The 26623-nt window shown below is 64.9% G+C and carries 28 protein-coding genes; 15 read left to right on the top strand and 13 right to left on the bottom strand.

Annotation, left to right across the window (positions count from 1 at the left end):
• Window positions 1–134 precede the first annotated feature (134 nt).
• The 9 genes from DM373_RS03155 (at window position 135) to DM373_RS03200 (ending at window position 7153) form a co-directional block, all read left to right on the top strand.
• On the top strand, window positions 135–932 hold the full coding sequence (locus tag DM373_RS03155) for an energy transducer TonB (protein WP_110992178.1): 798 nt from the start codon (window positions 135–137) through the stop codon (window positions 930–932).
• A gap of 30 nt (window positions 933–962) precedes the next feature.
• Entirely contained in the window at window positions 963–1685 is a 723-nt protein-coding gene (locus DM373_RS03160) for a MotA/TolQ/ExbB proton channel family protein (protein WP_110992179.1), read from the top strand.
• A 1-nt stretch (window position 1686) separates the two neighbouring features.
• Window positions 1687–2088, top strand: a complete 402-nt coding sequence (locus tag DM373_RS03165) for an ExbD/TolR family protein (protein WP_110992180.1) — start codon at window positions 1687–1689, stop codon at window positions 2086–2088.
• A 338-nt stretch (window positions 2089–2426) separates the two neighbouring features.
• Window positions 2427–3020 (top strand): NADPH-dependent FMN reductase, encoded by a 594-nt coding sequence (gene ssuE, locus DM373_RS03175; protein ID WP_110992181.1) that lies wholly within the window; start codon window positions 2427–2429, stop codon window positions 3018–3020.
• Window positions 3021–3115: 95 nt separating this feature from the next.
• A complete protein-coding gene (locus tag DM373_RS03180; RefSeq protein ID WP_110992182.1) occupies window positions 3116–4081 on the top strand; it encodes a sulfonate ABC transporter substrate-binding protein in 966 nt (321 codons plus the stop codon).
• Window positions 4082–4141: 60 nt separating this feature from the next.
• Window positions 4142–5290 carry an FMNH2-dependent alkanesulfonate monooxygenase gene (gene ssuD / locus DM373_RS03185; RefSeq protein WP_110992183.1) on the top strand — a complete coding sequence of 383 codons (1149 nt, stop codon included), beginning with the start codon at window positions 4142–4144 and terminating at the stop codon, window positions 5288–5290.
• A gap of 10 nt (window positions 5291–5300) precedes the next feature.
• Window positions 5301–6098, top strand: a complete 798-nt coding sequence (gene ssuC, locus DM373_RS03190; protein ID WP_110992184.1) for an aliphatic sulfonate ABC transporter permease SsuC — start codon at window positions 5301–5303, stop codon at window positions 6096–6098.
• On the top strand, window positions 6095–6907 hold the full coding sequence (ssuB, locus tag DM373_RS03195; RefSeq protein ID WP_110992185.1) for an aliphatic sulfonates ABC transporter ATP-binding protein: 813 nt from the start codon (window positions 6095–6097) through the stop codon (window positions 6905–6907). Before ssuC ends, ssuB begins: the two co-directional genes overlap by 4 nt.
• 30 nt (window positions 6908–6937) lie before the next feature.
• Entirely contained in the window at window positions 6938–7153 is a 216-nt protein-coding gene (locus DM373_RS03200) for a TOBE domain-containing protein (protein ID WP_008095172.1), read from the top strand.
• Window positions 7154–7271: 118 nt separating this feature from the next.
• Here DM373_RS03200 and DM373_RS03205 read toward each other — a convergent pair whose 3' ends face one another.
• From DM373_RS03205 to DM373_RS03220, 4 genes are all read right to left on the bottom strand, one after another.
• The gene (locus DM373_RS03205) at window positions 7272–7904 is read right to left on the bottom strand and encodes a TetR/AcrR family transcriptional regulator (protein WP_110992186.1); all 633 of its coding nucleotides are present in this window, start codon (window positions 7902–7904) and stop codon (window positions 7272–7274) included.
• Complete coding sequence (gene gshA / locus DM373_RS03210) at window positions 7904–9481, bottom strand: glutamate--cysteine ligase (protein ID WP_167409791.1); 1578 nt, start codon at window positions 9479–9481, stop codon at window positions 7904–7906. The genes DM373_RS03205 and gshA overlap by 1 nt, the downstream gene beginning before the upstream one ends.
• 227 nt (window positions 9482–9708) lie before the next feature.
• Window positions 9709–10092, bottom strand: a complete 384-nt coding sequence (locus tag DM373_RS03215; protein ID WP_110992188.1) for a PaaI family thioesterase — start codon at window positions 10090–10092, stop codon at window positions 9709–9711.
• The gene (locus DM373_RS03220; RefSeq protein WP_110992189.1) at window positions 10092–12419 is read right to left on the bottom strand and encodes a Tex family protein; all 2328 of its coding nucleotides are present in this window, start codon (window positions 12417–12419) and stop codon (window positions 10092–10094) included. The genes DM373_RS03215 and DM373_RS03220 overlap by 1 nt, the downstream gene beginning before the upstream one ends.
• 226 nt (window positions 12420–12645) lie before the next feature.
• Here DM373_RS03220 and ompR point away from each other — a divergent pair, with 226 nt between their 5' ends.
• Together ompR and DM373_RS03230 are read left to right on the top strand one after the other, a co-directional pair.
• Complete coding sequence (ompR, locus tag DM373_RS03225; RefSeq protein ID WP_110992190.1) at window positions 12646–13386, top strand: osmolarity response regulator transcription factor OmpR; 741 nt, start codon at window positions 12646–12648, stop codon at window positions 13384–13386.
• Window positions 13387–13492: 106 nt separating this feature from the next.
• On the top strand, window positions 13493–14806 hold the full coding sequence (locus DM373_RS03230) for an ATP-binding protein (RefSeq protein WP_110992191.1): 1314 nt from the start codon (window positions 13493–13495) through the stop codon (window positions 14804–14806).
• Window positions 14807–14872: 66 nt separating this feature from the next.
• Here the strand turns inward: DM373_RS03230 and rimK are convergent, their stop codons facing one another.
• Together rimK and rimB are read right to left on the bottom strand one after the other, a co-directional pair.
• The gene (gene rimK, locus DM373_RS03235; RefSeq protein ID WP_110992192.1) at window positions 14873–15778 is read right to left on the bottom strand and encodes a 30S ribosomal protein S6--L-glutamate ligase; all 906 of its coding nucleotides are present in this window, start codon (window positions 15776–15778) and stop codon (window positions 14873–14875) included.
• Entirely contained in the window at window positions 15775–16257 is a 483-nt protein-coding gene (gene rimB / locus DM373_RS03240; RefSeq protein ID WP_110992193.1) for a retropepsin-like aspartic endopeptidase RimB, read from the bottom strand. The genes rimK and rimB overlap by 4 nt, the downstream gene beginning before the upstream one ends.
• Before the next feature lie 109 nt (window positions 16258–16366).
• Between rimB and DM373_RS03245 the strand changes: the two genes are divergently transcribed.
• Window positions 16367–16768, top strand: a complete 402-nt coding sequence (locus DM373_RS03245) for an RNA-binding S4 domain-containing protein (RefSeq protein ID WP_110992194.1) — start codon at window positions 16367–16369, stop codon at window positions 16766–16768.
• A 62-nt stretch (window positions 16769–16830) separates the two neighbouring features.
• On the opposite strand, the gene DM373_RS03250 is transcribed toward DM373_RS03245, so the two are convergent.
• Complete coding sequence (locus tag DM373_RS03250) at window positions 16831–17631, bottom strand: phosphatase PAP2 family protein (protein ID WP_110992195.1); 801 nt, start codon at window positions 17629–17631, stop codon at window positions 16831–16833.
• Window positions 17632–17738: 107 nt separating this feature from the next.
• Here DM373_RS03250 and hslO point away from each other — a divergent pair, with 107 nt between their 5' ends.
• Window positions 17739–18641, top strand: coding sequence for an Hsp33 family molecular chaperone HslO (gene hslO, locus DM373_RS03255; protein ID WP_110992196.1), 903 nt, complete (start codon window positions 17739–17741; stop codon window positions 18639–18641).
• 179 nt (window positions 18642–18820) lie between these two features.
• On the top strand, window positions 18821–20362 hold the full coding sequence (locus DM373_RS03260) for a phosphoenolpyruvate carboxykinase (protein ID WP_110992197.1): 1542 nt from the start codon (window positions 18821–18823) through the stop codon (window positions 20360–20362).
• Window positions 20363–20420: 58 nt separating this feature from the next.
• Here DM373_RS03260 and DM373_RS03265 read toward each other — a convergent pair whose 3' ends face one another.
• Together DM373_RS03265 and DM373_RS03270 are read right to left on the bottom strand one after the other, a co-directional pair.
• Entirely contained in the window at window positions 20421–20693 is a 273-nt protein-coding gene (locus DM373_RS03265) for a type II toxin-antitoxin system RelE/ParE family toxin (RefSeq protein WP_110992198.1), read from the bottom strand.
• A complete protein-coding gene (locus tag DM373_RS03270; RefSeq protein ID WP_110992199.1) occupies window positions 20693–21136 on the bottom strand; it encodes a hypothetical protein in 444 nt (147 codons plus the stop codon). The genes DM373_RS03265 and DM373_RS03270 overlap by 1 nt, the downstream gene beginning before the upstream one ends.
• Before the next feature lie 126 nt (window positions 21137–21262).
• On the opposite strand from DM373_RS03270, the gene DM373_RS03275 reads away from it, so the two are divergent.
• A complete protein-coding gene (locus DM373_RS03275; protein WP_110992200.1) occupies window positions 21263–21697 on the top strand; it encodes an acyl-CoA thioesterase in 435 nt (144 codons plus the stop codon).
• Here DM373_RS03275 and DM373_RS03280 read toward each other — a convergent pair.
• From DM373_RS03280 to DM373_RS03295, 4 genes are all read right to left on the bottom strand, one after another.
• Window positions 21687–22340 (bottom strand): response regulator, encoded by a 654-nt coding sequence (locus tag DM373_RS03280; RefSeq protein ID WP_110992201.1) that lies wholly within the window; start codon window positions 22338–22340, stop codon window positions 21687–21689. The two genes, DM373_RS03275 and DM373_RS03280, sit on opposite strands and share 11 nt — an antisense overlap.
• Before the next feature lie 93 nt (window positions 22341–22433).
• Window positions 22434–23246 (bottom strand): CheR family methyltransferase, encoded by an 813-nt coding sequence (locus tag DM373_RS03285; protein WP_110992202.1) that lies wholly within the window; start codon window positions 23244–23246, stop codon window positions 22434–22436.
• Between the two features lie 209 nt (window positions 23247–23455).
• Entirely contained in the window at window positions 23456–23935 is a 480-nt protein-coding gene (locus DM373_RS03290) for a glycine zipper domain-containing protein (protein ID WP_110992203.1), read from the bottom strand.
• A gap of 335 nt (window positions 23936–24270) precedes the next feature.
• On the bottom strand, window positions 24271–26616 hold the full coding sequence (locus DM373_RS03295; RefSeq protein WP_110992204.1) for an FdhF/YdeP family oxidoreductase: 2346 nt from the start codon (window positions 26614–26616) through the stop codon (window positions 24271–24273).
• Window positions 26617–26623: the final 7 nt, after the last annotated feature.

Below are 26623 nucleotides of genomic sequence, written 5' to 3' on the forward strand. Positions count from 1 at the left end.
GGGTTTGAAGCATCATTCCAAAAACAATATTCAATTAAGTTCTAAACATAATTTTAAACATTACTTTAAGAGATAAGCCTCTGGCCCCGATGATTCAGCCACACACCTGAATCGAGACCCCAGGAGTTTCAGCAATGGGTAATGTCCAGTCGGCCGTCAGGGCCTTTGAGCAGCCATGGCACCCGGCATCGGGCGACCTGGTCGAGCTCGGACGCACGCTGCGCCTGCCGCTTGGCCAGTTGCGCCTGCAGCGCACGCCGGTGAGCGGCCTCAAGCGCCGCGACAAACTGGCGCTGGGCCTGCTGGTGCTGGCCCTGCATGGCGCCGCCGCCTACTGGATCAGCCAGGCGCCGACCCCGGCGCTGCCGGTCGTGCCGCCTCAGATCCCGCCCATGACCATCGAGTTCGCCGCGCCCGCACCGCCGGTCGTCGAGCCGCCGCCACCTGCCCCGGCACCGCCTGTGGTCGAACCGCCACCGCCGGTGGTCGACGAGCTGGCCGCCAAGCCAAAGCCCAAGCCGAAACCGGTGCCCAAGCCGGTGGCCAAGCCGCAACCCAAGCCACAGCCGAAACCGGTCGAAGCACCGCCGCCAACGCCGGTGGCTGCCCCGGCGCCGCCTGCGCCAGCCGCACCGCCCGCGCCGGCCCCGGTGACCCCGGCATCGGCCAACGCCGCGTACCTGAAGAACCCGGCCCCCGAGTACCCGCAGATGGCCCTGCGCCGTGGCTGGGAAGGCACCGTGCTGCTGCGCGTCGAGGTGCTGCCCAGCGGCAAGCCCGGGCAGATCCAGCTGCAGAAGAGCAGTGGCCGTGACGCCCTGGATGCTGCCGCGCTGGCCGCGGTCAAGCGCTGGAGCTTCGTCCCCGCCAAGCAGGGCGACGTAGCCCTGGCCGGCTGGGTCAGCGTACCCATCGATTTCAAGCTTCGTTAATTCGCCACCGCACAAAGGAAGGACATCACCATGAGCCTGTTGGCATCCCCCCTCGAATCCGTTGAAAGCGCCGTCATCTGGCTGTTGGTCGGTTTCTCCGTGGCCACTTGGGCGCTGGCCCTGGTCAAGGTCGTGCAGTTCGTGCGGCTCAAGCGCCAGGACAAGCGCTTCCACCAGCAGTTCTGGGCCGCATCCAGCCTCGACTCCGCCGCCGAAATCAGCCACCAGCAACCCGGCCCCGCCGCCCGCGTCGCCCAGGCCGGTTACGCTGCCATCGCCGTCGGCGAACCCGGCCAGGCCAATGACCTGAGCCAGGCCATCAATCATCAGGACCGCCTGGAGCGCGCCCTGCGCCAGCAGATCGTTCGCGAGCGGCGCTCGCTGGAAACCGGCCTGGCGGTGGTCGCCAGCATCGGCAGCACCTCGCCCTTCATCGGCCTGTTCGGCACCGTGTGGGGCATCATGGAAGCGCTCAAGGGCATCAGCGCGGCAGGTTCGGCAAGCCTGGAAACCGTGGCCGGCCCGATCGGCGCGGCGCTGGTCGCCACCGGCGTGGGTATCGCCGTCGCGGTGCCGGCGGTGCTGGTCTACAACTACTTCCTGCGCCGCCTCAAGCTGACCGCTGCCGACCTCGACGACTTCGCCCATGACTTCTACAGCCTGGCGCAGAAGAGCGCCTTCCGCGTGCTGCTGCACCCGGCGGTGCAGCGCCAGCAGGCCGGCTTCAACCAGCCTGTGAAGGAGGCCTCCTGACATGGCCTTCTCGACCCAGGACAGCGATGAAGTACTGAGCGAAATCAACGTCACCCCGCTGGTGGACGTCATGCTGGTGCTGCTGGTGGTGTTCATCGTCACCGCGCCGCTGCTGACCAACGCCATCCCCATCAACCTGCCCAAGACCGAGGCCGTGGCCCCGGTGGAGCAGAAGGACCCGCTGGTGGTGAGCATCGATGGCAGCGGCAAGCTGTTCATCAACAAGGACGAGATCCAGCCCGATCTGCTGGAAACCAACCTCAAGGCCGCCAAAGGCAAGGACGCCGAGCTGCGCGTGCAGCTGCAGGCCGACGATGGCGTGAACTACGGCGAAGTCGCCCGGGCCATGGCGGCCATCGAACGGGCCGGCATCACCAAGCTGGCGGTGATCACCGCGCGCTGACCGGCAATACCCTCTTCAGGCAAGTGCTTATGGGCCATTTTCCTTGGCAGGGGATGGCCCTTTTTTATGGGGCCTTCACTGCACTGTGTTGCGTTGCTGGTGCTGGCCTCATCGCTGGCAAGCCAGCTCCCACAGGGTTCGCGTATGGCTGGGTAGATGCGGTCGAGGTGGGAGCTGGCTTGCCAGCGATGTGGCCTGAAGGCTTACATAGTCATAAAGCGAATAAACAAATGAAAAAATATGATTTATGGATATATGTGACCAACTGTTAAGGTCACTTCCATCCAGCGGGGCCATCCCCTCGCGGCCCTGCAATCGAATCGAAGGAAGCGCTTTCAATGCTGGTTGTTTCTGTCGGTGGTAGCCCCAGTCTTCGTTCACGCTCCGGCGTGCTGCTAGAGCGCACCCGCGACTGGCTGCAGGAGCGCGGTGTCGAAGTGGTGACCTTCCAGGTGCGTGAGTTCAACGCCGAAGACCTGCTGCACGCGCGCTTCGACAGCCCGCAGGTGCGTCACTTCATCGAACTGGTGGCCCAGGCCGACGGCCTGGTGGTGGCCACCCCGGTGTACAAGGCCTCGTTTGCCGGCGCGCTGAAGACCCTGCTCGACCTGCTGCCCGAGCGTGCCCTGGAGCACAAGGTGGTACTGCCGGTGGCAACCGGCGGCAGCATCGCCCACATGCTTGCCGTGGACTACGCGCTCAAGCCGGTGCTGTCTGCCTTGAAGGCGCAGGAGACCCTGCAAGGGATCTTCGCCGACGACAGCCAGATCGCCTACAGCGAAGGCAACCGCCCTGCGCAGCTGGCCCCGGCCCTGGAACAGCGCCTGCTGGACTCGCTGGAAACCTTCCATGGCGCCCTGGCGCGGCGGCCACGGCCGGTCGCACCGGGTGTGCTCAACGAACGCCTGCTCAGTGCCCGCTGGAGCATCTGAGCCACTGATCCATCGCTTCACTGCTGTCCCACCTTACTCGCCCGTCAACGAGGCAAGCAGGTGCTACCCGAACCCAACTCGCACAGGAGAGCGCCATGCGCACAGTCTTCTTGCGTCGTGGTCTGGTCGCCCTGTTTGCGGCGGCTGTGTCCTTCGGCGCCATTACCCAAGCCCAGGCCGAGAGCCTGCGTATCGGTTACCAGAAATACGGCACCCTGGTGCTGCTCAAGGCCAAGGGCTCGCTGGAGAAGCGCCTGAAGGAACAGGGCATCGACGTGCAATGGACCGAGTTCCCCGGTGGCCCGCAGCTGCTCGAAGGGCTCAACGTCGGCTCGATCGACTTCGGTGTCACCGGCGAAACCCCGCCGGTGTTCGCCCAGGCCGCCGGCGCCGACCTGCTCTACGTCGCCTATGAGCCGCCAGCCCCGCACAGCGAGGCGATCCTCGTGCCCAAGGGTTCGTCGATCCAGTCGGTGAAAGAACTCAAGGGCAAGAAAGTCGCGCTGAACAAAGGCTCGAACGTTCATTACCTGCTGGTGCGTGCCCTCGAAGACGCCGGCCTCAAATACACCGACATCCAGCCGGTCTACCTGCCGCCGGCCGACGCCCGCGCCGCCTTCGAGCGTGGCAGCGTCGATGCCTGGGTGATCTGGGACCCGTACCAGGCCGCCGCCGAGCAACAGCTGCAGGCCCGTACCCTGCGTGACGGCAAGGGCCTGGTCGACAACCACCAGTTCTACCTGGCCACCCGCAGCTACGCCACCCAGCACCCGGCGGTGATCAACACCCTGGTCGAGGAAGTGCGCACCGTGGGCCAGTGGTCCCAGGCCAACCCCCAGGAAGTGACCGACCAGGTCGCGCCGCTGCTCGGCTTGCCCGCCGACATCACCCTGACCTCGGTGAAGCGCCAGGGCTACGGTGCCGCGCCGCTGACCCCGGAAGTGATCGCCGCGCAGCAGAAGATCGCCGACACCTTCCAGGCCCTGAAGCTGATCCCCAAGCCCTTGAGCATCAAGGACGTGATCTGGACACCCCCCGCCAAGGTCGCCAGCGCGCCTTGATCGATTCGCCAGCGCCGGGGCCAGGCCCCGGCTCGAGCCACCCTTGAGGAGACAACTCCAATGAGCCTGAACATCTTCTGGTTCCTGCCCACCCACGGTGACGGCAAGTACCTGGGCACCAGCGAAGGCGCCCGCGCCGTCGACCATGGCTACCTGGCGCAGATCGCCCAGGCGGCCGACCGCCTCGGCTTCGGCGGTGTGCTGATCCCCACCGGGCGGTCCTGTGAGGACTCCTGGCTGGTCGCCGCGTCGCTGATCCCGGTGACCGAGCGCCTGAAGTTCCTGGTCGCTCTGCGCCCGGGGATCATTTCGCCGACCGTGGCCGCGCGCCAGGCCGCCACCCTCGATCGCCTGTCCAACGGCCGTGCGCTGTTCAACCTGGTGACCGGCGGCGACCCTGATGAACTGGCCGGTGACGGCCTGCACCTGAACCACCAGGAGCGCTACGAGGCCTCGGTGGAGTTCACCCGCATCTGGCGCAAGGTGCTGGAAGGTGAAAACGTCGATTACGACGGTAAACACATCCAGGTAAAGGGCGCCAAGCTGCTCTACCCGCCGATTCAGCAACCACGTCCGCCGCTGTATTTCGGCGGTTCGTCCGAGGCCGCTCAGGACCTGGCCGCCGAACAGGTCGAGCTGTACCTGACCTGGGGCGAGCCACCGAGCGCCGTTGCCGAGAAAATCGCCCAGGTGCGCGAGAAAGCCGCCGCCCAGGGCCGTGAAGTGCGCTTCGGTATCCGCCTGCACGTGATCGTGCGGGAAACCAACGAAGAAGCCTGGGCTGCCGCCGACAAGCTGATCTCGCACCTGGACGACGACACCATCGCCCGCGCCCAGGCTTCGCTGGCGCGCTTCGATTCGGTCGGCCAGCAACGCATGGCTGCGCTGCACAACGGCAACCGCGACAACCTGGAAGTCAGCCCCAACCTGTGGGCCGGCGTCGGCCTGGTGCGCGGCGGTGCCGGCACCGCGCTGGTGGGCGATGGCCCGACCGTGGCGGCGCGGGTCAAGGAATACGCAGACCTCGGTATCGATACCTTCATCTTCTCGGGTTATCCACACCTGGAAGAGTCGTACCGCGTCGCCGAGCTGCTGTTCCCGCACCTGGATGTGCAGCGCCCGGAGCAACCGAAAACCGGTGGTTACGTGAGCCCGTTCGGCGAAATGGTCGCCAACGACATCCTGCCCAAAGCCGTGTCGCAGAGCTGAGGGCCGGACCATGGGTGCTGATACCTCAACCTCCTGGGCCAAGCGCCTGGCGCCCTGGGCGCTGCCGGTGCTGCTGTTGGCAGTCTGGCAGCTGGCGGTCAGCGCTGGCTGGCTGTCGACCCGCATCCTCCCCGCCCCGAGCGCGGTGGTCAGCGCCGGGGTCGAGCTGGTGCGTAGCGGCGAAATCTGGACGCACCTGGCCATCAGTGGCTGGCGTGCCGGCCTGGGCTTCGCCATCGGCGGCAGCCTCGGCCTGCTGCTGGGCTTCATCACCGGCCTGTCGAAGTGGGGCGAGCGCCTGCTCGACAGCTCGGTGCAGATGATCCGCAACGTGCCGCACCTGGCGCTGATCCCGCTGGTGATCCTGTGGTTCGGTATCGACGAGTCGGCAAAGATTTTCCTGGTGGCGCTGGGGACCTTGTTCCCGATCTACCTGAACACCTACCACGGCATCCGCAACGTCGACCCGGCGCTGGTGGAAATGGCGCGCAGCTACGGGCTGTCGGGCTTCGGCCTGTTCCGTCAGGTGATCCTGCCGGGGGCGCTGCCGTCGATCCTGGTCGGTGTGCGCTTCGCCCTGGGCTTCATGTGGCTGACGTTGATCGTCGCCGAGACCATTTCGGCCAACGCCGGCATCGGTTACCTGGCGATGAACGCCCGTGAGTTCCTGCAGACCGACGTGGTGGTGCTGGCGATCGTGCTGTACGCCGTGCTCGGCAAGCTCGCCGACCTGGCCGCCCGTGGTCTGGAACGTGTGTGGTTGCGCTGGCACCCGGCCTATCAAGTGGCCAAGAAGGAGGGCGCATGACCGTGCTCAAGGAACAGCCGCCACGCCTGCTGCGTGGCATCCCGCTGGCGGCCAACGGCCTGCGCAAGACCTTTGGCCAGCGCGAAGTGTTGAAGGGCATCGACCTGCACATTCCGGCCGGCCAGTTCGTCGCCATCGTCGGCCGCAGCGGCTGCGGCAAGAGCACCTTGCTGCGCCTGCTGGCCGGGCTCGACAACCCCAGCGTCGGCGAACTGCTGGCCGGCGCCGCGCCGCTGGCCGAGGCCCGGGAAGACACCCGGCTGATGTTCCAGGATGCCCGACTGCTGCCGTGGAAGAAGGTGATCGACAACGTCGGCCTTGGCCTGGCCGGCGACTGGCGCCAACGGGCTTTGGATGCCTTGGAGGCGGTCGGCCTGGCTGACCGCGCCAATGAGTGGCCGGCGGCCTTGTCGGGCGGGCAGAAGCAACGCGTGGCCCTGGCCCGGGCGTTGATCCATCAGCCGCGCCTGCTGCTGCTGGACGAGCCGCTGGGGGCGCTGGATGCGCTGACCCGTATCGAGATGCAGCAATTGATCGAGCGCCTGTGGCGTCAGCACGGCTTCACCGTGCTGCTGGTCACCCACGACGTCAGCGAGGCGGTCGCCGTGGCTGACCGGGTGATCCTGATCGAGGACGGCGCCGTCGGCCTCGACCTGCTGGTCGACTTGCCGCGCCCTCGGGCGCGTGGCTCGCACCGCCTGGCAAGCCTGGAAAGTGAAGTGCTGGACCGTGTTCTGTCCGCCCCGGGCACCCCGCCCGAGCCGGAACCTGTAGCCCCTTTGCCCACGCAACTGCGTTGGGCGCATTGAACCCCCGAAGCCAAACAAAGGAACTCAGCCATGACCATCAAAGCCATCAACGTTCGCAACCAGTTCAAAGGCACCGTGAAGGAAATCCTCGAAGGCCCGGTACTGTCGGAAATCGACGTGCAGACCGCCTCGGGTATCGTGACTTCGGTCATCACCACCCGCTCGGTGAAAGAGCTGGAGCTGCAAGTGGGCAGTGAAGTGATCGCGTTTGTGAAATCGACAGAGGTGTCCATCGCCAAGCTGTGATGCCTGGCATGGGTTACAACGTGGGAGCGGGCTTGCCCCGCGATGGCGTCAGCCAGCAGGAATTGCTGTCTGACAAGGCGCTATCGCGGGGCAAGCCCGCTCCCACGATCGCTTTGTGTCAGAGGGGGCGCTTGGCCAGAAACGGCGGCAGGTACAGCCCCAGATACGCCTCGAACACCCGCATCCCTTCTTCCGCCATGCGCGGGGTGATCTGCTCGTGCAGCTGCATTGAGCGGGCATACACCCGATCGCTCAGCTCCATCGCCAAGGCGAACACATGTACATCCCGCGGCATCGCTGGCAACTGGAAATGCCGGTCGAACAGCTGGTGCATCAGCTCGCCCAGTTCCAGGTCGTGCTGGCGGTCAGCCTGGACCACTTCGCTCAGGCCATGCTGGGCCAGGATCAGTTGCCGCGCGGCGGCGTCCTCGTTGTAGATGTCGAGCATGCGCTGTTCGATCAAGCGTGACAGGCCATGCCAGGTGCTGAACGCCGCGCTGTCGATCGGTGCGCTCAAGGCTTCGCGAAAGGCCCGGTGCACATCGGCGGTCAGCGCTTCGAGCAGGGCCGGTACGCTGGCGAAGAAGTGGTACACCGACGACGGCGGGATCTGCGCGCGCTCGGCGACGTTGTAGATCGACAACCCCGCCACCCCTTGCCCGGCCAGCAGCTCGCGCGCAGCCGCCAGGATCGCTTCGATCCTGGCCTGGCTGCTGGCGCGCGGCTTGCGCGGGGTGGCGGTGCGGTTCATCAGTTGCTGATGGCCAGGATGCTGGCCTGGTAGGCGCCGACGAACAGGTCGAAGTCACCGACTTCCTGCTGCTCCAGGCGCGATTGTTCGGCCAGGGAGTCGCGGGCGAGGGTTTCGAAGGCCTGTTGCTGTTCGCTGCCCAGCGGCTGCTCGCGGAACGTCTCGGCGTGCACGCGGCTCTGGCGCAGGGAAAACTCGATGAAGCTTTCATCGTGTTCGGTCATGCGCGCCAGGACCTGGGCCGACGGGGTGAGTTCAGGGTCATCGACCTTGGCTTGCTGGGCTTGCAGGGCCTTGGCGTGCTCGTTGCCGCCTTGGGCACGGTCGAGCAGCTCGGCCATCTGGCCGATACGGGTGATGAGCTCGCTGGCCCAGTCCTTCAGCGCGATCGGCTGGCCGTTACGCTGCAGCGCAAGGCCCGGGCGACGGCCTTCCTTGACCACGGTCAGGAAGTTGCTGGTGCACTGGCCGCATTCGCCGTTGTCCAGCTGCGGGCTGTCGTCCAGCGCACAGAGCAGCAGGAAGGCGTCGAGGAAGCGCGCTTCGGTGAGGTCGATGCCCACCGGCAGGAACGGGTTGATGTCCAGGCAACGCACTTCGACGTACTGCACGCCACGGGAGATCAGAGCCTGGATCGGCCGCTCGCCGGTATAGGTCACGCGCTTGGGGCGGATGTTCGAGTAGTACTCGTTCTCGATCTGCAGGATGTTGGTGTTGAGCTGTACCCACTCGCCATCCTTGTGCGTGCCGACCTCGACGTAGGGCGGGTAGGGCGTGCCCACCGCCTTGCGCAGGCTGTCGGTGTAGCTGGCGAGGTTGTTGTAGCAGGGCGTCAGGCCCGCCTGGGCGTTGCTCTGGTAACCCAGGTCGCTCATGCGCAGGCTGGTGGCGTAGGGCAGGTAGAGGGTGTTGGCGTCGAGCTCTTCGAGCTGGTGCGGGCGGCCGCGCAGGAAGCCTTTGTCCAGCGTCGGCGAGGCACCGAACAGGTACATCAGCAGCCAGCTGTAGCGGCGGAAATTGCGGATCAGCGCGATGTAGGCCGAGGACTGGTAGTCGCGGTCGTCCTCTACGCTGCCTTCTTCGGCGCGCAGCAATGGCCACAGTGCCTCAGGCAGCGAGAAGTTGTAGTGGATGCCGGCGATGCACTGCATGGTGCGGCCGTAACGCAGGGCCAGGCCCTTGCGGTACACGTGCTTGAGCTTGCCGATGTTCGAGGTGCCGTACTCGGCGATCGGGATGTCCTCCTCGGCCGGCAGCGCGCAGGGCATCGACGGGCTCCACAGCAATTCGTCGCCCAGCTTGCTGTAGACGAAGCGGTGGGTCTGTTCGAGGCTTTCGAGCACCTTGGCCGGGTCGGCCAGGGCTGGGGTGATGAACTCCAGCAGCGACTCGGAATAGTCGGTGGTGATCTGCTCGTTGGTCAGCGCCGAACCCAAGGCTTCGGGGTGCGGGGTCTGGGCCAGGCGACCGTCGTGGGTCACGCGCAGGCATTCGCGCTCAATGCCGTGCAGGCACTGCTTGAGCAGGTCGAGGTTGTCGCCGAGCAGGCTCAGGCGGCGGTTGAGGAGGTCGCTCAAGATGGATTCCTTCACGCGTCAGTCGCCCCAATATGGGGGTAGGAGTGACGGTCTACAAGGGTAGTTGGGAAAGGAACTGGCGTTGTCGCCTGGTTGCGCGGTTCCGGCACAGCCTGATCGCGGGGCAAGCCCGCTCCCACAAGGGGTAATCGCCTTTGTGGGAGCGGGCTTGCCCCGCGATGGCTTACAGCATTACGCCGAAAATACCGCAGATGATGCTACGTCAGCTAGAGAACCGCGAAGGTTCCCTGCGCCTTGGCCACCAACTTGTCGCCCTGGAGCACGTCGGCGTCGACCACCAGCGTGCGCCGCCCGGCATGCAGCACGCGGGCGGTGCACAGCACCTCCCCCTCGCTGACGGCGCGCATGTAGTTGATCTTGCACTCGATGGTCACGCTCTGCTGGTCGAAACCATGGCTGGCCGAACAGGCCAGGCCCATGGCGATATCGACCAGGCTGAAGATCGCCCCGCCGTGCAGCTTCTGGCCACGGTTGCGCAACTGCGGCTCGAGCGCCAGGGCAACCTCGGCAACGCCGGTGTCGAGGCGTTGCAGGCGGCAACCCAGCAGTTGGCTGAAGGCGCTTTCGACGTACTCTTTCGGGACGTCCATCACTTCTTCTTCAACTGCTTGGCGTTGGCGAACAGCGAGGCCATGGCGTTGTTGGCCGGTGCGGCGGCGGTGGTTTCACGCGGGCGCGGTGCCTGCTGCTGGCGGTTGCCGCCATTGCCGCCACGGTTACCGCCACGGTTGCCTTCGACCTTCTCGCCCGGGGTGTCGCTCATGCGCATGGACAGGCCGACCCGCTTGCGCGGGATGTCCACTTCCATGACTTTGACCTTGACCACGTCGCCGGCCTTGACCGCTTCACGCGGGTCCTTGATGAACTTCTCGGACAGCGCCGAGATGTGCACCAGGCCGTCCTGGTGCACGCCGATGTCGACGAAGGCACCGAAGTTGGTGACGTTGGTCACCACGCCTTCGAGGATCATGCCCGGCTCCAGGTCCTTGAGGTCCTCGACGCCGTCCTGGAAGGTGGCGGTCTTGAACTCGGGGCGTGGGTCGCGGCCGGGCTTGTCCAGCTCCTGCAGGATGTCGGTGACGGTCGGCAGGCCGAAGGTTTCATCGGTGAACTGCTTCGGGTCCAGGCGCTTGAGGAAGCCGCTGTCGCCGATCAGCGAGCGGATGTCGCGCTCGGTGCCGGCGGCGATGCGTTGCACCAGCGGGTAGGCCTCGGGGTGCACGGCTGAGGCGTCCAGCGGGTTGTCGCCGTTCATCACACGCAGGAAGCCGGCGGCCTGTTCGAAGGTCTTTTCACCGAGGCGGCTGACCTTTTTCAGCGCGGCGCGGGTGGCGAACGGGCCGTTGGCGTCGCGGTGCGAAACAATGTTCTGCGCAAGTGTCGCGTTGAGGCCGGAGATGCGCGTCAGCAAGGCCACCGAAGCGGTGTTGACGTCCACGCCCACGGCGTTCACGCAGTCCTCGACCACGGCGTCCAGGCCACGGGCCAGTTTCACCTGCGACACGTCGTGCTGGTACTGGCCGACGCCGATGGATTTCGGGTCGATCTTCACCAGTTCCGCCAGTGGGTCCTGCAGGCGGCGGGCGATCGACACGGCGCCGCGGATCGATACGTCCAGGTCCGGGAATTCACGGGCGGCCAGTTCCGAGGCCGAGTACACCGAGGCGCCGGCCTCGGAAACCATGATCTTGGTGATCTTCAGGGCGGGATACTTTTTCACCAGCTCAGCGACCAGCTTGTCGCTTTCGCGGCTGGCGGTGCCGTTGCCGATGGCGATCAGTTCCACCGAGTGCTTGGCGCACAGGGCGGCCATGATGGAAATGGTGCGGTCCCAGTCGTTCTTCGGCGCATGCGGGTACACCGTGGTGTGGTCCAGCAGCTTGCCGGTGGCGTCGACCACGGCGATCTTGCAGCCGGTGCGCAGGCCCGGGTCGAAGCCCAGGGTGGCGCGCGGGCCGGCCGGGGCGGCCAGCAGCAGGTCATGCAGGTTGTGGGCGAACACGTTGATCGCCTCGCCTTCGGCGTTGTCGCGCAGCTCGCCGAACAGGTCGGTTTCCAGGTGGGTGTACAGCTTGACCTTCCAGGTCCAGCGCACCACTTCGCCCAGCCACTTGTCGGCCGGGCGGTTGCGGTTTTCGATACCGACGTGGCTGGCGATCATCACTTCGCACGGGTGCAGGGTGCCGGGCAGCTCTTCGCCGACTTTCAGCGAGGCGCTCAGCACGCCTTCGTTGCGCCCGCGGAAGATCGCCAGGGCGCGGTGCGACGGGGCGGTGCGCAGCAGTTCGTCATGGGCGAAGTAGTCGCGGAACTTGGCGCCTTCCTCTTCCTTGCCGGCCACCAGGCGGGCGCTGAGCACGGCTTCCTGCTTGAGGAAGTTGCGCAGTTTTTCCAGCAGGGCGGCGTCCTCGGCGAAGCGCTCCATGAGGATGTACTTGGCGCCTTCGAGCGCTGCCTTGACGTCGGCGACGCCTTTTTCGGCGTCGACGAAGCGCGCCGCTTCGCTTTCCGGATTCAGTTGCGGGTCGTTGAACAGGCCGTCGGCCAGCTCGCCCAGGCCCGCCTCCAGGGCGATCTGGCCCTTGGTGCGACGCTTCTGCTTGTAGGGCAGGTAGAGGTCTTCGAGGCGGGTCTTGGTGTCGGCGAGCTTGATTTCGCGGGCCAGTTCCGGGGTCAGTTTGCCCTGCTCCTCGATGCTGGCGAGGATGCTGGCGCGTCGGTCGTCGAGTTCGCGCAGGTAGCGCAGGCGCTCTTCCAGGTGGCGCAGCTGCGTGTCGTCCAGGCTGCCGGTCACTTCCTTGCGGTAACGGGCGATGAAGGGCACGGTCGAGCCTTCGTCCAACAGGCCCACGGCCGCTTCGACCTGTTGTGGGCGCACGCCCAGTTCCTCGGCGATACGGCTGTTGATGCTGTCCATGAGAACCACCTGGCAAGGATTTAAAGCGGCGCATTATACCGATGTGGGAGCGGGTTTACCCGCGAACAGGGCCAAGCCCTTGCCAGGCACCGTGCTGGTTTCTTCGCGGGTAAACCCGCTCCCACAAGCCTGGCAGTGGCAGCATGGGAAAAATCTGCTAACAATGCACACGGCACGCGCTGCAATGGCTACGCCATAATGCGCGGCGATCTCAGAGGAGCAATTCATGACCAGCACCGCAAACGCCGCAGATGGCGACAAGATTCTCATCGTCGACGACGACCCAGGCCTGAGCAGCCTGCTGGACCGTTTTTTCACCAGCAAGGGCTTCCGTGTGCGCACCGTGCCCAACGTCGAACAGATGGACCGCCTGCTGGCCCGTGAGGTGTTCAACCTGGTGGTGCTCGACCTGATGCTGCCGGGCGAGGACGGCCTTTCCGCGTGCAAGCGCCTGCGCGCATCGAACAACCAGATCCCGATCATCATGCTCACCGCCAAGGGTGACGAGCTCAGCCGTATCAAAGGGCTGGAGCTGGGCGCCGACGACTACCTGGCCAAGCCTTTCAACCCCGACGAGCTGGTGGCCCGGGTCAAGGCCGTGCTGCGCCGCCAGTCGCCGACGGTGCCGGGCGCGCCGGGCAGCGAGGAAGAGACCGTCACCTTCGGTGACTACGAACTGTCGCTGGCCACCCGCGAACTCAAGCGTGGCGATGAAACGCACATGCTTACCACCGGCGAATTCGCCGTGCTCAAGGCCCTGGTGATGCATGCCCGCGAGCCGCTGACCCGCGACAAACTGATGAACCTGGCCCGTGGCCGCGAATGGGATGCGCTGGAGCGCTCCATCGACGTGCAGATCTCGCGCCTGCGCCGGATGATCGAACCCGACCCGTCCAAGCCGCGTTACATCCAGACCGTGTGGGGCGTGGGCTACGTCTTCGTGCCGGACGGAAACGCCGGCAAATGAGCCAGCCGGCTCGTTGCGACGGTGCAGGGCGGCTCGCAGGAGCCGCCCTGTTTTCGTCTGTGGCGTGCGGCTTTTCCACGTTGCCCTTGCTGATTAGTAGTGATCGATGAAAACCCCTCTCTGGTTCCCGCAAAGTTTCTTCGCCCGCACCCTGTGGCTGGTGCTGATCGTCGTGCTGTTCTCCAAGGCGCTGACCTTGGTGTACCTGCTGATGAACGAGGACGTGCTGGTCGATCGCCAGTACAGCCATGGCGTGGCCTTGACGTTGCGCGCCTACTGGGCGGCGGATGAAGAGAACCGTGACAAAATCGCCGAGGCTGCCGGGCTGATCCGGGTCACCGGTTCCGGCGTGCCGGAAGGCGAGCAGCACTGGCCGTACAGCGAGATCTACCAGCGCCAGATGCAGGCCGAACTGGGTGACGACACCGAGGTGCGCCTGCGTATCCACGCGCCACCGGCGCTGTGGGTGAATGCGCCGAGCCTGGGCCCGGGCTGGCTCAAGGTGCCGCTGTACCCGCACCCATTGCGCGGGCAGAAGATCTGGAACGTGCTGGGCTGGTTCCTGGCCATTGGCCTGTTGTCCACCGCCTCGGCGTGGATCTTCGTGCGCCAGCTCAACCAGCCGCTCAAGCGCCTGGTGTTCGCCGCCCGCCAGCTGGGCCAGGGGCGCAGCGTGCGCCTGCCGGTCAGCGACACCCCCAGCGAGATGACCGAGGTGTACAAGGCGTTCAACCAGATGGCCGAGGACGTCGAACAGGCCGGGCGTGAGCGCGAGTTGATGCTGGCCGGTGTATCCCATGACTTGCGCACGCCCTTGACCCGGCTGCGCCTGTCGTTGTCGCTGATGGGCAACGACAGCGACCTCAGCGACGACATGGTCCGCGACATCGAAGACATGGATGCGATCCTCGACCAGTTCCTGGCGTTCATCCGTGACGGGCGCGACGAGCCGGTGGAGGAGGTCGACTTCAATGAGCTGATCCGTGAAGTGGTGGCGCCGTACAACCAGCCCAAGGAGCGCGTGCGCCTGTGCCTGGAGCCGATCCCGCCGTTCGCGCTGCGCCGTGTGTCGCTCAAGCGCATGCTCGGCAACCTGATCGGCAACGCCCTGCACCACGCCGGCAAGGGCGTGGAGGTGGCGGCCTATGTGTCGGGTGACCAGAGCGCGCCCTACGTGGTGCTGAGTGTGCTGGACCGTGGCACGGGCATCGATGAATCGGAGCTGGAGACCATCTTCAACCCGTTCATCCGCGGAGATCGGGCACGCGGTGGCAAGGGCACCGGGCTGGGGTTGGCGATCGTCAAGCGGATTGCCGCGCAGCATGGCGGCAATGTCGAGTTGCGCAATCGGTCCGGTGGCGGGATCGAGGCGCGGGTGCGGTTGCCGCTGGGGTTGTTGTTGCCGCGTAACGCCGTCTGAACGCATCGCGGGGCAAGCCCGCTCCCACGCTGGTTACGTGGGAGCGGGCTTGCCCCGCGATCGATTTCAGCCTTTGCCTTTGGTCCGGGTCTGATTCGGCCCGCCATTCTTCTCCAGGTGCTCGATGATCATCCCGGCTACATCCTTGCCGGTGGTCACCTCGATCCCCTCCAGGCCCGGTGAGGAATTCACCTCCATCACCAGCGGCCCGTGGTTGGAGCGCAGGATATCCACACCCGCCACGCTCAGCCCCATCACCTTGGCCGCGCGGATCGCCGTCATGCGTTCCTCGGGGGTGATCTTGATCAGGCTGGCCACGCCACCGCGGTGCAGGTTGGAGCGGAATTCGCCGGGCTTGGCCTGGCGCTTCATCGAGGCGATCACCTTGTCGCCGACCACGAAGCAGCGAATGTCGGCGCCGCCGGCCTCCTTGATGTATTCCTGGACCATGATGTTCTGCTTCAGGCCCATGAACGCCTCGATCACCGACTCGGCGGCCTTGGTGGTTTCGCACAGCACCACGCCGATGCCCTGGGTGCCTTCGAGCACCTTGATCACCAGCGGGGCGCCGTTGACCATCTGGATCAGGTCGGGAATGTCGTCCGGCGAGTGGGCAAAGCCTGTGATCGGCAGGCCGATGCCGCGGCGTGACAGCAGCTGCAGCGAGCGCAGCTTGTCCCGCGAACGGGCGATGGCCACCGATTCGTTGAGCGGGTAGACGCCCATCATTTCGAACTGACGCAGCACTGCGCAGCCGTAGAAGGTGACCGAGGCACCGATGCGCGGGATCACCGCATCGAAGCCTTCCAGCGGCTTGCCGCGGTAATGGATCTGCGGCTTGTGGCTGGCAATGTTCATGTAGGCCCGGAGCGTGTCGACCACCACCACTTCATGGCCCCGCTGGGTACCGGCCTCGACCAGGCGGCGGGTGGAATACAGACGCGGATTGCGCGACAGCACAGCGATCTTCATGCAGCACCTGTGACAGGGGAAAGGGTGGCCGGGAAGGCCGGTTTGTCCTGGACGTACTTGAGGCCGGGGTTGACGACCAACTGGCCGTGGATGAGCGCTTTGGAGCCCAGCAGCAGCCGATAACGCATGTTCTTGCGGCAGGCCAGGGTGAACTCCACTTCCCAGACCCGGTCGCCCAGTGCCAGGGTGGTGCGGATCACGTAGCGGGCCTGGGCCTGGCCGTTGGAGCTCTTGATGCTTTTCATGGTCACCAGCGGCGCCTCGCAGCGCCGGTGGCGCAGTTGCACCACCGAGCCCAGGTGCGCGGTGAAACGCACCCAGGGCTGGCCATCGCGCTCGAAGGGTTCGACGTCGGTGGCGTGCAGGCTCGAGGTGCTGGCGCCGGTGTCGATCTTGGCGCGCAGGCCGGCCAGGCCGAGGTCGGGCAGGGCGACCCACTCGCGCAGGCCGATCACAGTCAGGTGGTCAAATGTCTTCACGGAGCGTGCCCTGCGGGTAAGGTGGTGAACTGTAATGACGGCACGGACTTTTTGCATCCGTCAGTCACGGTAGTACAGTTCCGTGAAAGACAGAATTCGAGGAAAAACCATGGCACAAAAGCCTGAAGACGATGACAAGGTCCGCCTGGACAAATGGCTATGGGCGGCGCGCTTCTACAAGACTCGTGCGCTGGCCAAGGCGGCCATCGAGAGCGGCAAGGTGCACTGCCGGGGCGAGCGTTGCAAGCCGGGCAAGGAACCACGGGTGGGCGACGAATTCCTGCTGCGCACCGGCTTCGACGAGCGCACCGTGGTGGTCAAGGCGTTGTCGGCGGTACGCCGTGGCGCCCCTGAGGCGCAGGCGCTGTATGAAGAAACCGCCGAGAGCGTGAAGCGCCGCGAGCAGGCGGCTGAGCTGCGCAAGGCGGGGGCGATGGGCGTGACCACCGATGGGCGGCCGAACAAGAAGCAGCGGCGGCAGATTCACCAGCTGCATGGCAGTTTCGAGTGATGGCATTACGTACTTTGTAGGAGCGGCACAAGGCCGCTCCTACAGGGACCGCGATCAGTTGATCACAAGGCGCGCATCACGCTCATGCGCCCGACCAGCGGCAGTTTGCCGAACAGGTCGAACAGCGGCGCCGTCCAGCGCATCAGCGCCGCGCTGGCCTTGGCCGCCAGCGGCGTGTGGCAGCTCCAACCCAATGCCAGCACCGCCATCAGCAACCCGCCGATGTAGTCGTCCTGGCCCCAATGCGCACCCGCCACCAGGCGCGGCAGCATGAACAGGCAGGCCAGCACCCAGATCACCAGGTGCTGCAGCACGCGGCGGCTGAACAGGCTCATGAACAGCGCCCAGACCAGCAGCACCGAGGCATGGTCACCTGGGAAGCTCTGGCCGGAACGGTCCTTGAGCTCCCACTTGGCTTCCAGGTTCGGGTAGAGGTCGCTCAGGTGAACGGCGTTGTCGATGACCATCGACGGGCTCTTGTGTTGCCAACCCATTGCACCGACCCACTTGGAAAACAGCGCACGAATCACCACTAAGAGTAAAAGGGTCACCAGGAAGCCGAAAAACGCCTGGCGCACCTGAATTGCCTTGAATACCCAGTCGCCGCGGATCAGCAGCGACAGCATGATCACCCCGACCAGGAGGTCGAACGGGCGAAGGCTGCCGACAGCCCAGATGGAGCGCCAGAGCACATGGTCGGCCAGCGGGGCGTTGAGGCTGTGGAACAGCCACTCGTCGAAAGTCAGGCACAGGTTCTGGCCAACGGGCCATAACCAGAAACACAGTAGTGCGATGGGCAGCAGCGTGCAGGCCGCCAAGGGTCCCCAGGACCACCTTGCTTGGAACAGTGGTCGATTATCCATAAAATACCTCGATCTCCAGCGGGAATTAGCGCCTATTGAGCGCTCTGTGACGGGCCTTTCAGCCTCCTGTAATTATTTTGACATCATTTTCAGATAGCCAGACAACCATGAGCGACTTGCCAGATACAGATTTCACCCAACGCTTCCTGTTCGACGACCGCGACGTGCGCGGCGAGATGGTCGCGCTGGAACGCAGCTACGCCGAGGTGCTGGCCAAGCACGATTACCCGCGCCCGGTCCGGCACTTGCTGGGCGAGCTGATGGGCGCCGCTGCGCTGCTGGTGGGCTCGTTGAAGTTCGATGGGCTGCTGGTGCTCCAGGCTCAGTCCCAGGGGCCGGTGCCGCTGCTGGCCATCGAATACACCAGCGAGCACGAGATCCGCGGGCTGGCGCGCTATGACGCCGAGCAGATCAACGACGATGCGACCCTTGCCGACCTGATGCCCGGCGGCCACCTGGTACTGACCATCATTCCGGTCAAGGGCCAGCGCTACCAGGGCACCGTTGAGCTGGATGGCAAGAACCTGTCGGAGTGCTTCACCAACTACTTCGTCATGTCGCAGCAGGTGAATACCAGCATCTCCCTGGTCGCCGATGGCGTGCGCGCCCGCGGCCTGCTGGTGCAGCAACTGCCGGCCGAGATCCACAAGGACAGCGAGGAGCGCGACGAAAGCTGGGCCCACGTCAAGGCGTTGGCCAGCACCGTGAAGGCCGAAGAGCTGCTCGGCCTGGACAACGAAACCGTGCTCCACCGCCTGTACCACGAGGACGCGGTTCGCCTGTTCGATATCCAGCCGCTACGCTTCCGCTGCAGTTGCTCGCGCGAGCGTTCCGGCAACGCGCTGGTCAGTCTCGGCGAACCCGATGCCAAGGCGCTGGTGGCCGAATGCGGCGGCCAGGTCGAGATCGATTGCCAGTTCTGCAATGAGCGCTATTTCTTCGATGCAAGCGATGTGGAGCAATTGTTTGCCGGTGGTGGCACCGACGCACCATCAGAAACTCAGCACTGAAACGTTTAACTACAGGGCTTTCTCCTGTCGAATTGCGCAAAAGCGCAGTTCTGACAGGAGGGGCCTACTTTTTTTGGGCGTTTCTGGCATAATCCGGCCACTTTTTTCGCTGTAGTAGTTTTTTCGAGACAACTACAAAACGTTTGGAGCACTCGGCCTCGGGCCGGATGGGGTATCTCATGACGCAAGCCAACAACACCGTGTACACCGACCTGAGCGTCGATGAGCTGGTAAAAGAAGCGCTGTCCCGCGGTGAAGGCGTGCTGGCCGATACTGGCGCGCTGGTGGTGGAAACCGGTCATCGCACCGGCCGTTCGCCGGCTGACCGTTTCATCGTCGAAGAACCTTCCACCCAGGACCAGATTGGCTGGGGCCCGATCAACCGCAAGTTCCCGGCCGACAAGTTCGATGCCCTGTGGGACCGCGTAGAGGCGTTCAACAACGCCCAGGATCACTTCGTTTCCTACGTTCACGTAGGCGCTGCAGCCGAGCACTACCTGCCGGTCAAGATGACCACCCAGACCGCCTGGCAGAACCTGTTCGGCCGTTGCCTGTTCATCAACCCTGAGCAGTACAACCCGGCTGCCCGCGGTGAGTGGCAGATCCTCAACGTCGCCAACTTCGAGTGCGTGCCTGAGCGTGACGGCACCAACTCCGATGGCTGCGTGATCATCAACTTCGCCCAGAAGAAGGTGCTGATCGCCGGCATGCGTTACGCCGGTGAAATGAAGAAAGCCATGTTCTCGGTGCAGAACTTCCTGTTGCCGGCCGCCGACGTGCTGCCGATGCACTGCGCCGCCAACATCGGCGAAGAGGGTGACGTCACCCTGTTCTTCGGCCTGTCCGGCACCGGCAAGACCACCCTGTCGGCCGACGAAAGCCGTTACCTGATCGGTGACGACGAACACGGCTGGGGCGAGGGCGTGGTCTTCAACATCGAAGGCGGTTGCTATGCCAAGTGCATCGACCTCTCCGAGAAGAACGAGCCGGTCATCTGGAAAGCCATCAAGCACGGCGCGGTGCTGGAAAACGTCGTGATCGACGCCAACAAGCACGCCGACTACGCCGATGTGAGCCTGACCCAGAACAGCCGTGCCGCCTACCCGCTGGCGCACGTCGAGAAGGTCTCGGCAGAGAACCTGGGCGGTGAGCCGAACGCGGTCATCTTCCTGACCTGCGACCTGACCGGCGTACTGCCGCCCGTGTCGATCCTGAACAACGAGCAGGCGGCCTACCACTTCCTGTCCGGCTACACCGCGCTGGTCGGTTCCACCGAAATGGGTTCGGGCGGCGGCATCAAGTCGACCTTCTCCACCTGCTTCGGCGCGCCGTTCTTCCCGCGTCCGGCTGGCGTTTACGCCGAGCTGCTGATCAAGCGCATCAAGGCGTTCGGCTCCAAGGTCTACCTGGTCAACACCGGCTGGACCGGCGGTGGCTACGGCGTTGGCAAGCGCTTCAGCATCCCGACCACCCGTGGCGTGATCGCCGCCATCCAGAGCGGTGCTCTGGTCGGCGCCGAAACCGAGCACCTGGACATCATCAACCTGGACGTGCCGAAGGCCGTTCCGGGCGTCGAGACCGAGCTGCTCAACCCGCGCAACACCTGGGCTGACAAGGCTGCCTACGACGAAGCCGCCAAGGGCCTGGCCAAGCTGTTCATCGAAAACTTCAAGAAGTTCGAAGTTTCCGACGCCATCAAAGGCGCTGGCCCGCAGCTGTAATCGGCTGCCGGTTCGAACGAGAAAGCCGCCCTTCGGGGCGGCTTTTTTGTTCCTGCCCTCAGGGCCATTGTTGTCGAGCGTGCAGAATGCGGATGATCTCGATCTGATCCACCAGGGTTCGGTAGACCATTACATAGTTTGGGTGCACGACGATTTCGCGTGTTCCGGGGAGGCGCCCGGGCTTGTATAGCGCTGGGTACCGTGTGGCGCGTCTGGCCTTATCCCTGAATGTTTCATCCAGCGCTTCGGCTGCAGTCGGATTGTCTTCGGCAATAAGCTCTAGAATCTGCAAGCGATCCTTGTAAGCCATGGCCGACCAGGTAAGGCGCATCAGCCTTTTTTGGCTCGCAACTCAGCGCGCCGGGCGGCAAAGAATCTTTCTACCTCGGCATCATCCATGGCGGGTGAGGGATCGCGCAGGCTCGCTTCGACCTGCTCGACGAACCAGGCATCGTAAGCGGCGGCCTCATGGGCGCGCTTGAGTGCTTGAGCGCGATCCGGTCGTTGATAAGTACTGGTTTGTTGTGGATCGTAAGTTGAGGTATCGACCTGAAAATGGTCGATGCCCAACTCATGCAGGTAGCTGACAAGTGTTTCGAACTTCTTGAACAGCCTTACATTGCCGCTACGCTGCGCAGTGAGCACGTGCTCCTGGTTGTTGATGTCTACCTGAATGGCCCACCCGCCTGGCTGCCCGACGATATGGGTGGCGTTGATGCGCCCTTTGGCGGCCATGCGGCTGAGGTTGGTGTGATCCAGCTGTTGGGTAGGCACGGGCGAGTGTCTCGGCTTCATGAAGATGGGCCATGCTATGCGATCTATTGTTGATTGCGACTATAGGCGTTCCCAAGTCCGTGTGGGAAGCTTCCCTGAAGTGCAAAGGACAACATAGGACAACCCATGACCGAATCCCCTCAACGCACCGCCTTCTCCCATTTCCACCCGATCCTCACCCGCCCCCAGGACAACGACCTCAACGGCCACCTCGCCGGTTCCACCGTGCATGGCTTCTTCGAGACCGCCATCCAGGCCTTCCTCGTCGAACAGGCCGAACTGGACCTGCGTGACGGCGAACTGGCCGGCTTCGTGGTCAGTTCGGCGGCAGACTTCTTCGCGCTGCCTGGCTTCCCCGACGTGCTCGAAGTGGGCCTGGGCATCACGCGCCTTGCGGGCAGCACGGTGGAGTATCGCCTGGCGCTGTTCCGCCCTGGCGAGGCCGAAGCCTGCGCGGCAGGCAGCTTGGTGCAGGTGTTCGTCGAGCGTGCCTCGGGGCGCCCGGCCGCATTGCCAGAGACGCTGCAATTGATCCTCGCCGGGCTGTCGCTCAATCGTTGAGGCGGATGATCCCTTCGCGTACGGCAAACAGCACCAGCCCCGGCACATCGTGGATCTGCAGGCGGTGCATGATCTGCGAGCGGTGCGCCTCCACCGTCTTGATGCTCAGGCCCAGGCCATCGGCGATGGAACGGGTGGTTTCGCCACGGGCGATCAGCCGCAGGATTTCCAGTTGGCGGGTGGTCAGCGGCGTCTGCACCTGACCTGTCGGGCGTTTGCGGCTGTGCTTGAGGGCCTGGTCGATGACCATCGGCAGCACCGCCGATGACAGGTACTGGCCGCCGTGGCGCAGGGTCTGCAGGGCCTGCTCCAGCTCACCCACCGAGGCATTCTTGAGCAGGAAGCCATGGGCGCCCAGCTGCAGGCAGTTGAGCACGTGTTCCAGCTCGGAGCGTGCGGAAAACATCAGCACACGGCTGGCCGGGGCGCGAATGAACAGTTCCTGCAGGGCTTGCTGGTTGTCCAGCTCGCCGCTCATGTCGAGCACCACGATATGCGGCTTGAGCTTCTCGGCGAGGTTCACGGCGGCCATGGCATCGCCGGTGTCGCCGACCACGGCGAAGTCCTTTTTCTGTTCAAGCAGGGCGCGCAGGCCGGCACGAAAGAGCGGCGAATCGTCGGCAAGCAGGATACGGCAGGGCATGGGTCAGGGCCTGTTTCGCAAGGGAAGGGGGGGCGGCAGGCCGGCTCGATCCGCAAGGGCACTGCGGCGCCTGGGCGCAGTCAGTGCCTTTGATCATAAGCGTTCGAACACCGAGGGCAGCAAGGGGCGCAGGGGCAGGTCCAGCTCGTGGATGCTCTCGCTGTGCCCGATGATCAGCAAGCCGCCGGGGCGCAGTTGTGCCAGTACACGGCGCAGCACCTGGCACTTGTAGGTTGGGGCGAGGCTGGACAGCAGGTTGCGCAGCAGGATGGCGTCGAACTGGCCGAGCCGTTCCGGCAGGGGCTGAATCAGGTTGATCGCCTCGAAGCCTACCTGCCCGCGCAGGGCGGGGACGACGCGCAGTCTCCCGGCCATTTCACCCACCCCGCACAGGCAGTGGCGGGCCAGCCAGCCTTCCGGGAAGTAGCGGGCCTGGGCAATGTCGTAAATGCCGGCGGCTGCGTGCTCCAGCAGTTGCGGATCGAAATCGCTGGCCAGCACCTGCCAGCCCGGGTGGCGGGCGTTTTCGGCGGCGACCATGGCCAGGCTCCAGGCTTCTTCACCGGTGGCGCAGGCGGCGCTCCACAAGTGCAGGGGGTGCTGGTGTTCAGCCAGCCAGCCGGCCAGCCATTCGAAATGGCGGTGTTCGCGGAAGAAGTAGCTGTCGCGGGCTACCAGCAGGCGTAACAGGTGCTCGTGTTCCGTTGCGCCCGGTTCGCTGTCGAGCAGGGCCAGGTAATGCTCGAAGTCTGCCAGACGATGGGTTTTCAGACGCTTGTGCAGGCGCGCTGCGACCACTGCCCGGCGGTCGTCGGCCAGATGTACGCCGGTCGCCTGCACAACCCGTTGGCGAATGCGTGCAAAGCTGGCTTCGCTGAGCAGTGGCGGACGAGTGCGGGTGGGCATGTTTCAACCTCCCAGGGCTGGAGGCGAGCATATGAAAGGGAGGCTGATCGCGCGCATTCCCTGCGTCCTGTTCAAGGTGGAAGCAGGGAATGATAGCTAGTGGCAACTTGCCTCCATATCGGGGCGGCCCCTAATCCTCGGGCATTGGCGCAAACGAAAAGGCCCCGCCGATGAGGGCGGGGCCTAGGCGCAAGGCTTAAGCCTGGCGATCAGTCGCGCCAGTGGCGCTTGTGCTTGCGGTGGCCGTAGTGGTGGCCGCGGTCGTAGTAACGGCGATCATCGTAGTCGCGGCGATAGCGACGCGAATCGCGGCGCTCGTCTTCGTCGGCCTTGTTGCCCATGTAGTTGCCCAGCGCGCCACCGGCGCCGCCGCCGGCTGCCGCACCGATGTAGCTGCCGGTGGTGCCGCCCATGGAGCGACCGACCACGTTGCCGCCCGCTGCGCCCAGCGCGCCGCCGATGGCCGCTTCGCCACGCTGGCGCTTGTCGGCACCCAGGGCACCGCCGGCAGCGCCGCCCAGGCCGGCACCGATGGCGCCGCCGGTGCTACCACCGATGGAGTTGCCCACCACGGAGCCCAGTACCCCACCCAATGCGCCGCCAATGCCGGCCTCGGTGGTGCCGCCTGCCATGGCCACGCCGCTGAGCAAGCTGAAAGACAACAACAGAATCGAGGAGTACTTCTTCATCAAGAGAGCCTCAAAGGGATGACGAGGCGGAATTTGAGGCCCGGCGAAGCGGCTGGCAATGGAAATCCGACGAGTAGCACGAGTTGTACACAATTCTCTAAGTTATTGAATTATGTATGAAACTTTCTCGATTTTCGGTGGTCTGAGGCTTTTATGACAAAGCCCTGATCCATTGCGGACAGGGCTTTTTTTGTGGGCGACGCCTGGGTGAAGAGAGGCTGCGCAGAGTGCGACGTGGGAGCGGGCTTGCCCCGCGATAGGCCCTACCTGGCAACCCCGTTTCGGCGGCAGGCCCTATCGCGGGGCAAGCCCGCTCCCACTCAGCATCTGCGAATTCAGATGATCCGCCCGTCGTCCCTCGCCCGCTCAAGCTTGATGGCAATGAACTTGGAGGTTGGTGTATGGCTGCCGTCGCCAATGCTCTCCAGCGGCACCAGCGGGTTCACCTCGGGGTAATAGGCCGCCGCTTGCCCGGCAGGAATGTCGAACGCCAGCAGGGTGAAACCCTGCACCCGGCGTACATGCTCATCCCCCCACAGCGACACGATGTCGACCTTTTGCCCCGGCTGGAAGCCCAGGCGGACGATGTCGGCTTCGTTGACGAACAGCACGTCGCGCTGGCCGCGCACGCCGCGGTAGCGGTCGTCCATGCCATAGATGGTGGTGTTGTACTGATCGTGCGAGCGCATCGACTGCATGATCAGGTCCGGCAGCTGGCCACTGGCACGCACCCGCTCGTCGAGCAGGCTGTCGGGCAGCAGGTTGGCCTTGAAGTTGGCGCGCCCGGTGGCGGTTTTCCACTGGCGGCTGGCGGCGCTGTTGCCCAGGTAGAAACCGCCCGGCAGGCGCAGGCGCTCATTGAAGTCGGCAAAACCTGGGATGGTGTCGGCGATCAGCGCGCGGATGCGGTCGTAATCGGCCACCAGCCAGTGCCAGTCCACCGGCTGCTTGCCCAAGGTGGCGGCGGCGATGCCGGCGACCACGGCGGGTTCGGAGCGCATCTGCCTGGACAGCGGCTTGAGCTGGCCGTTGGAGGCATGGACCATGCTGAACGAGTCCTCCACCGTGACCGCCTGCGGCCCATCGCTTTGCAGGTCGATATCGGTACGGCCCAGGCACGGCAGGATCAGCGCCTGCTTGCCGTGGACCAGGTGGCTGCGGTTGAGCTTGGTGCTTATCTGCACGGTCAACTCGCAATTGCGCAGGGCCTGGGCGGTGCGTTCGGTGTCCGGGGTGGCCTGGGCGAAGTTGCCGCCCAACCCGATGAACACCTTGGCCCGGCCTTCGAGCATGGCGTGGATCGCCTCGACGGTGTTATGGCCGTTGTGGCGCGGCACGCTGAAGCCGAAGCGCTTTTCGAGGGCGTCGAGCAGGAACACCGGCGGGCGCTCGTTGATGCCCATGGTGCGGTCACCCTGCACGTTGCTGTGGCCGCGTACCGGGCACAGGCCTGCGCCGGGTGCGCCGAGGTTGCCGCGCAGCAGCATCAGGTTGACGATTTCCTGGATGGTCGGCACCGAGTGGCGGTGCTGGGTGATGCCCATGGCCCAGCACATGATCACCCGTTTGCCTTTGCAGTACATGCGCGCCGACAGTTCGATGTCGCTCATGGCAAGGCCGGACTGCGCCTCGATCTGCTCCCAGGGCGTGGCATCCACCACCGCCAGGTACTCGTCCACGCCATGGCCGTGCTCGGCGATGAAGGCGTGGTCGAAGATCGCCGGTTCGCCCTTGGCCTGCGCCTCGCGCTCCCACTGCAGCAGGAACTTGGCCATGCCGCGCAGCAGTGCCATGTCGCCGCCCAGGGCCGGGCGGAAAAACGCGGTGTTGGTCGGGCGATCGCTGTTGGTCAGCATCTCCAGCGGGTTCTGCGGGTGCTGGAAGCGTTCCAGGCCTCGCTCTTTGAGCGGGTTGACGCACACCACCTGGGCGCCGCGCTTCACTGCGTCACGCAACGGGTCGAGCATGCGTGGGTGGTTGGTGCCGGGATTCTGGCCCCAGACGAAGATCGCGTCGGCGTGTTCGAAGTCGTCGTAGGTGACCGTGCCCTTGCCCACGCCAACGCTCTGGCTCAGGGCAACGCCGCTGGCCTCGTGGCACATGTTCGAGCAGTCGGGGAAATTGTTGGTGCCATAGGCGCGCACGAACAGCTGGTAGAGGTACGCGGCCTCGTTGCTGGCCCGGCCGGAGGTATAGAACTCGGCTTGGTCGGGGCTGGCCAGGTTGTTCAGGTGGCGGGCGATCAAGGCGAAGGCCGCGTCCCATTCGATCGGCCGGTAGCGGTCGGTGATCGGGTCGTAGACCATCGGTTCGGTCAGCCGGCCCTGGTATTCAAGCCAGTAGTCGCTTTGCTGGCGCAGCGCGCTGACGCTGTAGCGGGCGAAGAAAGCCGCATCGACACGGCGCTTGGTAGCTTCCCAGTTGACCGCCTTGGCGCCGTTCTCGCAGAACTTGACCATGCCGCTTTCGGGCGAGTCGCCCCAGGCGCAACCGGGGCAGTCGAAGCCGCCGTTCTGGTTGGTCTTGAGCAGGGCGCGCAGGTTTTTCAGGGCGTTGTCGCTGCCGACCCAGGCCTTGGCCACGCTGCGCAGCGCGCCCCAGCCACCGGCGGGGCCGGGGTATGGCTTGTAGCGAGGGGAAGAGGCGGGGGCGTTGTCCGGGAGTTTTTCGTACGAGGTCACGGCTGTT

This window comes from Pseudomonas sichuanensis (assembly GCF_003231305.1).
Taxonomy (GTDB): Bacteria; Pseudomonadota; Gammaproteobacteria; order Pseudomonadales; family Pseudomonadaceae; genus Aquipseudomonas; species Aquipseudomonas sichuanensis.

Bases quoted from the DNA above. Each gene is read 5' to 3' on its own strand.
- DM373_RS03155 (WP_110992178.1), top strand. From the start codon at position 135: ATGGGTAATGTCCAGTCGGCCGTCAGGGCCTTTGAGCAGCCATGGCAC.
- DM373_RS03160 (WP_110992179.1), top strand. From the start codon at position 963: ATGAGCCTGTTGGCATCCCCCCTCGAATCCGTTGAAAGCGCCGTCATC.
- DM373_RS03165 (WP_110992180.1), top strand. From the start codon at position 1,687: ATGGCCTTCTCGACCCAGGACAGCGATGAAGTACTGAGCGAAATCAAC.
- ssuE (WP_110992181.1), top strand. From the start codon at position 2,427: ATGCTGGTTGTTTCTGTCGGTGGTAGCCCCAGTCTTCGTTCACGCTCC.
- DM373_RS03180 (WP_110992182.1), top strand. From the start codon at position 3,116: ATGCGCACAGTCTTCTTGCGTCGTGGTCTGGTCGCCCTGTTTGCGGCG.
- ssuD (WP_110992183.1), top strand. From the start codon at position 4,142: ATGAGCCTGAACATCTTCTGGTTCCTGCCCACCCACGGTGACGGCAAG.
- ssuC (WP_110992184.1), top strand. From the start codon at position 5,301: ATGGGTGCTGATACCTCAACCTCCTGGGCCAAGCGCCTGGCGCCCTGG.
- ssuB (WP_110992185.1), top strand. From the start codon at position 6,095: ATGACCGTGCTCAAGGAACAGCCGCCACGCCTGCTGCGTGGCATCCCG.
- DM373_RS03200 (WP_008095172.1), top strand. From the start codon at position 6,938: ATGACCATCAAAGCCATCAACGTTCGCAACCAGTTCAAAGGCACCGTG.
- DM373_RS03205 (WP_110992186.1), bottom strand. From the start codon at position 7,904: ATGAACCGCACCGCCACCCCGCGCAAGCCGCGCGCCAGCAGCCAGGCC.
- DM373_RS03215 (WP_110992188.1), bottom strand. From the start codon at position 10,092: ATGGACGTCCCGAAAGAGTACGTCGAAAGCGCCTTCAGCCAACTGCTG.
- DM373_RS03220 (WP_110992189.1), bottom strand. From the start codon at position 12,419: ATGGACAGCATCAACAGCCGTATCGCCGAGGAACTGGGCGTGCGCCCA.
- ompR (WP_110992190.1), top strand. From the start codon at position 12,646: ATGACCAGCACCGCAAACGCCGCAGATGGCGACAAGATTCTCATCGTC.
- DM373_RS03230 (WP_110992191.1), top strand. From the start codon at position 13,493: ATGAAAACCCCTCTCTGGTTCCCGCAAAGTTTCTTCGCCCGCACCCTG.
- rimK (WP_110992192.1), bottom strand. From the start codon at position 15,778: ATGAAGATCGCTGTGCTGTCGCGCAATCCGCGTCTGTATTCCACCCGC.
- DM373_RS03245 (WP_110992194.1), top strand. From the start codon at position 16,367: ATGGCACAAAAGCCTGAAGACGATGACAAGGTCCGCCTGGACAAATGG.
- DM373_RS03250 (WP_110992195.1), bottom strand. From the start codon at position 17,631: ATGGATAATCGACCACTGTTCCAAGCAAGGTGGTCCTGGGGACCCTTG.
- hslO (WP_110992196.1), top strand. From the start codon at position 17,739: ATGAGCGACTTGCCAGATACAGATTTCACCCAACGCTTCCTGTTCGAC.
- DM373_RS03260 (WP_110992197.1), top strand. From the start codon at position 18,821: ATGACGCAAGCCAACAACACCGTGTACACCGACCTGAGCGTCGATGAG.
- DM373_RS03265 (WP_110992198.1), bottom strand. From the start codon at position 20,693: ATGCGCCTTACCTGGTCGGCCATGGCTTACAAGGATCGCTTGCAGATT.
- DM373_RS03275 (WP_110992200.1), top strand. From the start codon at position 21,263: ATGACCGAATCCCCTCAACGCACCGCCTTCTCCCATTTCCACCCGATC.
- DM373_RS03280 (WP_110992201.1), bottom strand. From the start codon at position 22,340: ATGCCCTGCCGTATCCTGCTTGCCGACGATTCGCCGCTCTTTCGTGCC.
- DM373_RS03285 (WP_110992202.1), bottom strand. From the start codon at position 23,246: ATGCCCACCCGCACTCGTCCGCCACTGCTCAGCGAAGCCAGCTTTGCA.
- DM373_RS03290 (WP_110992203.1), bottom strand. From the start codon at position 23,935: ATGAAGAAGTACTCCTCGATTCTGTTGTTGTCTTTCAGCTTGCTCAGC.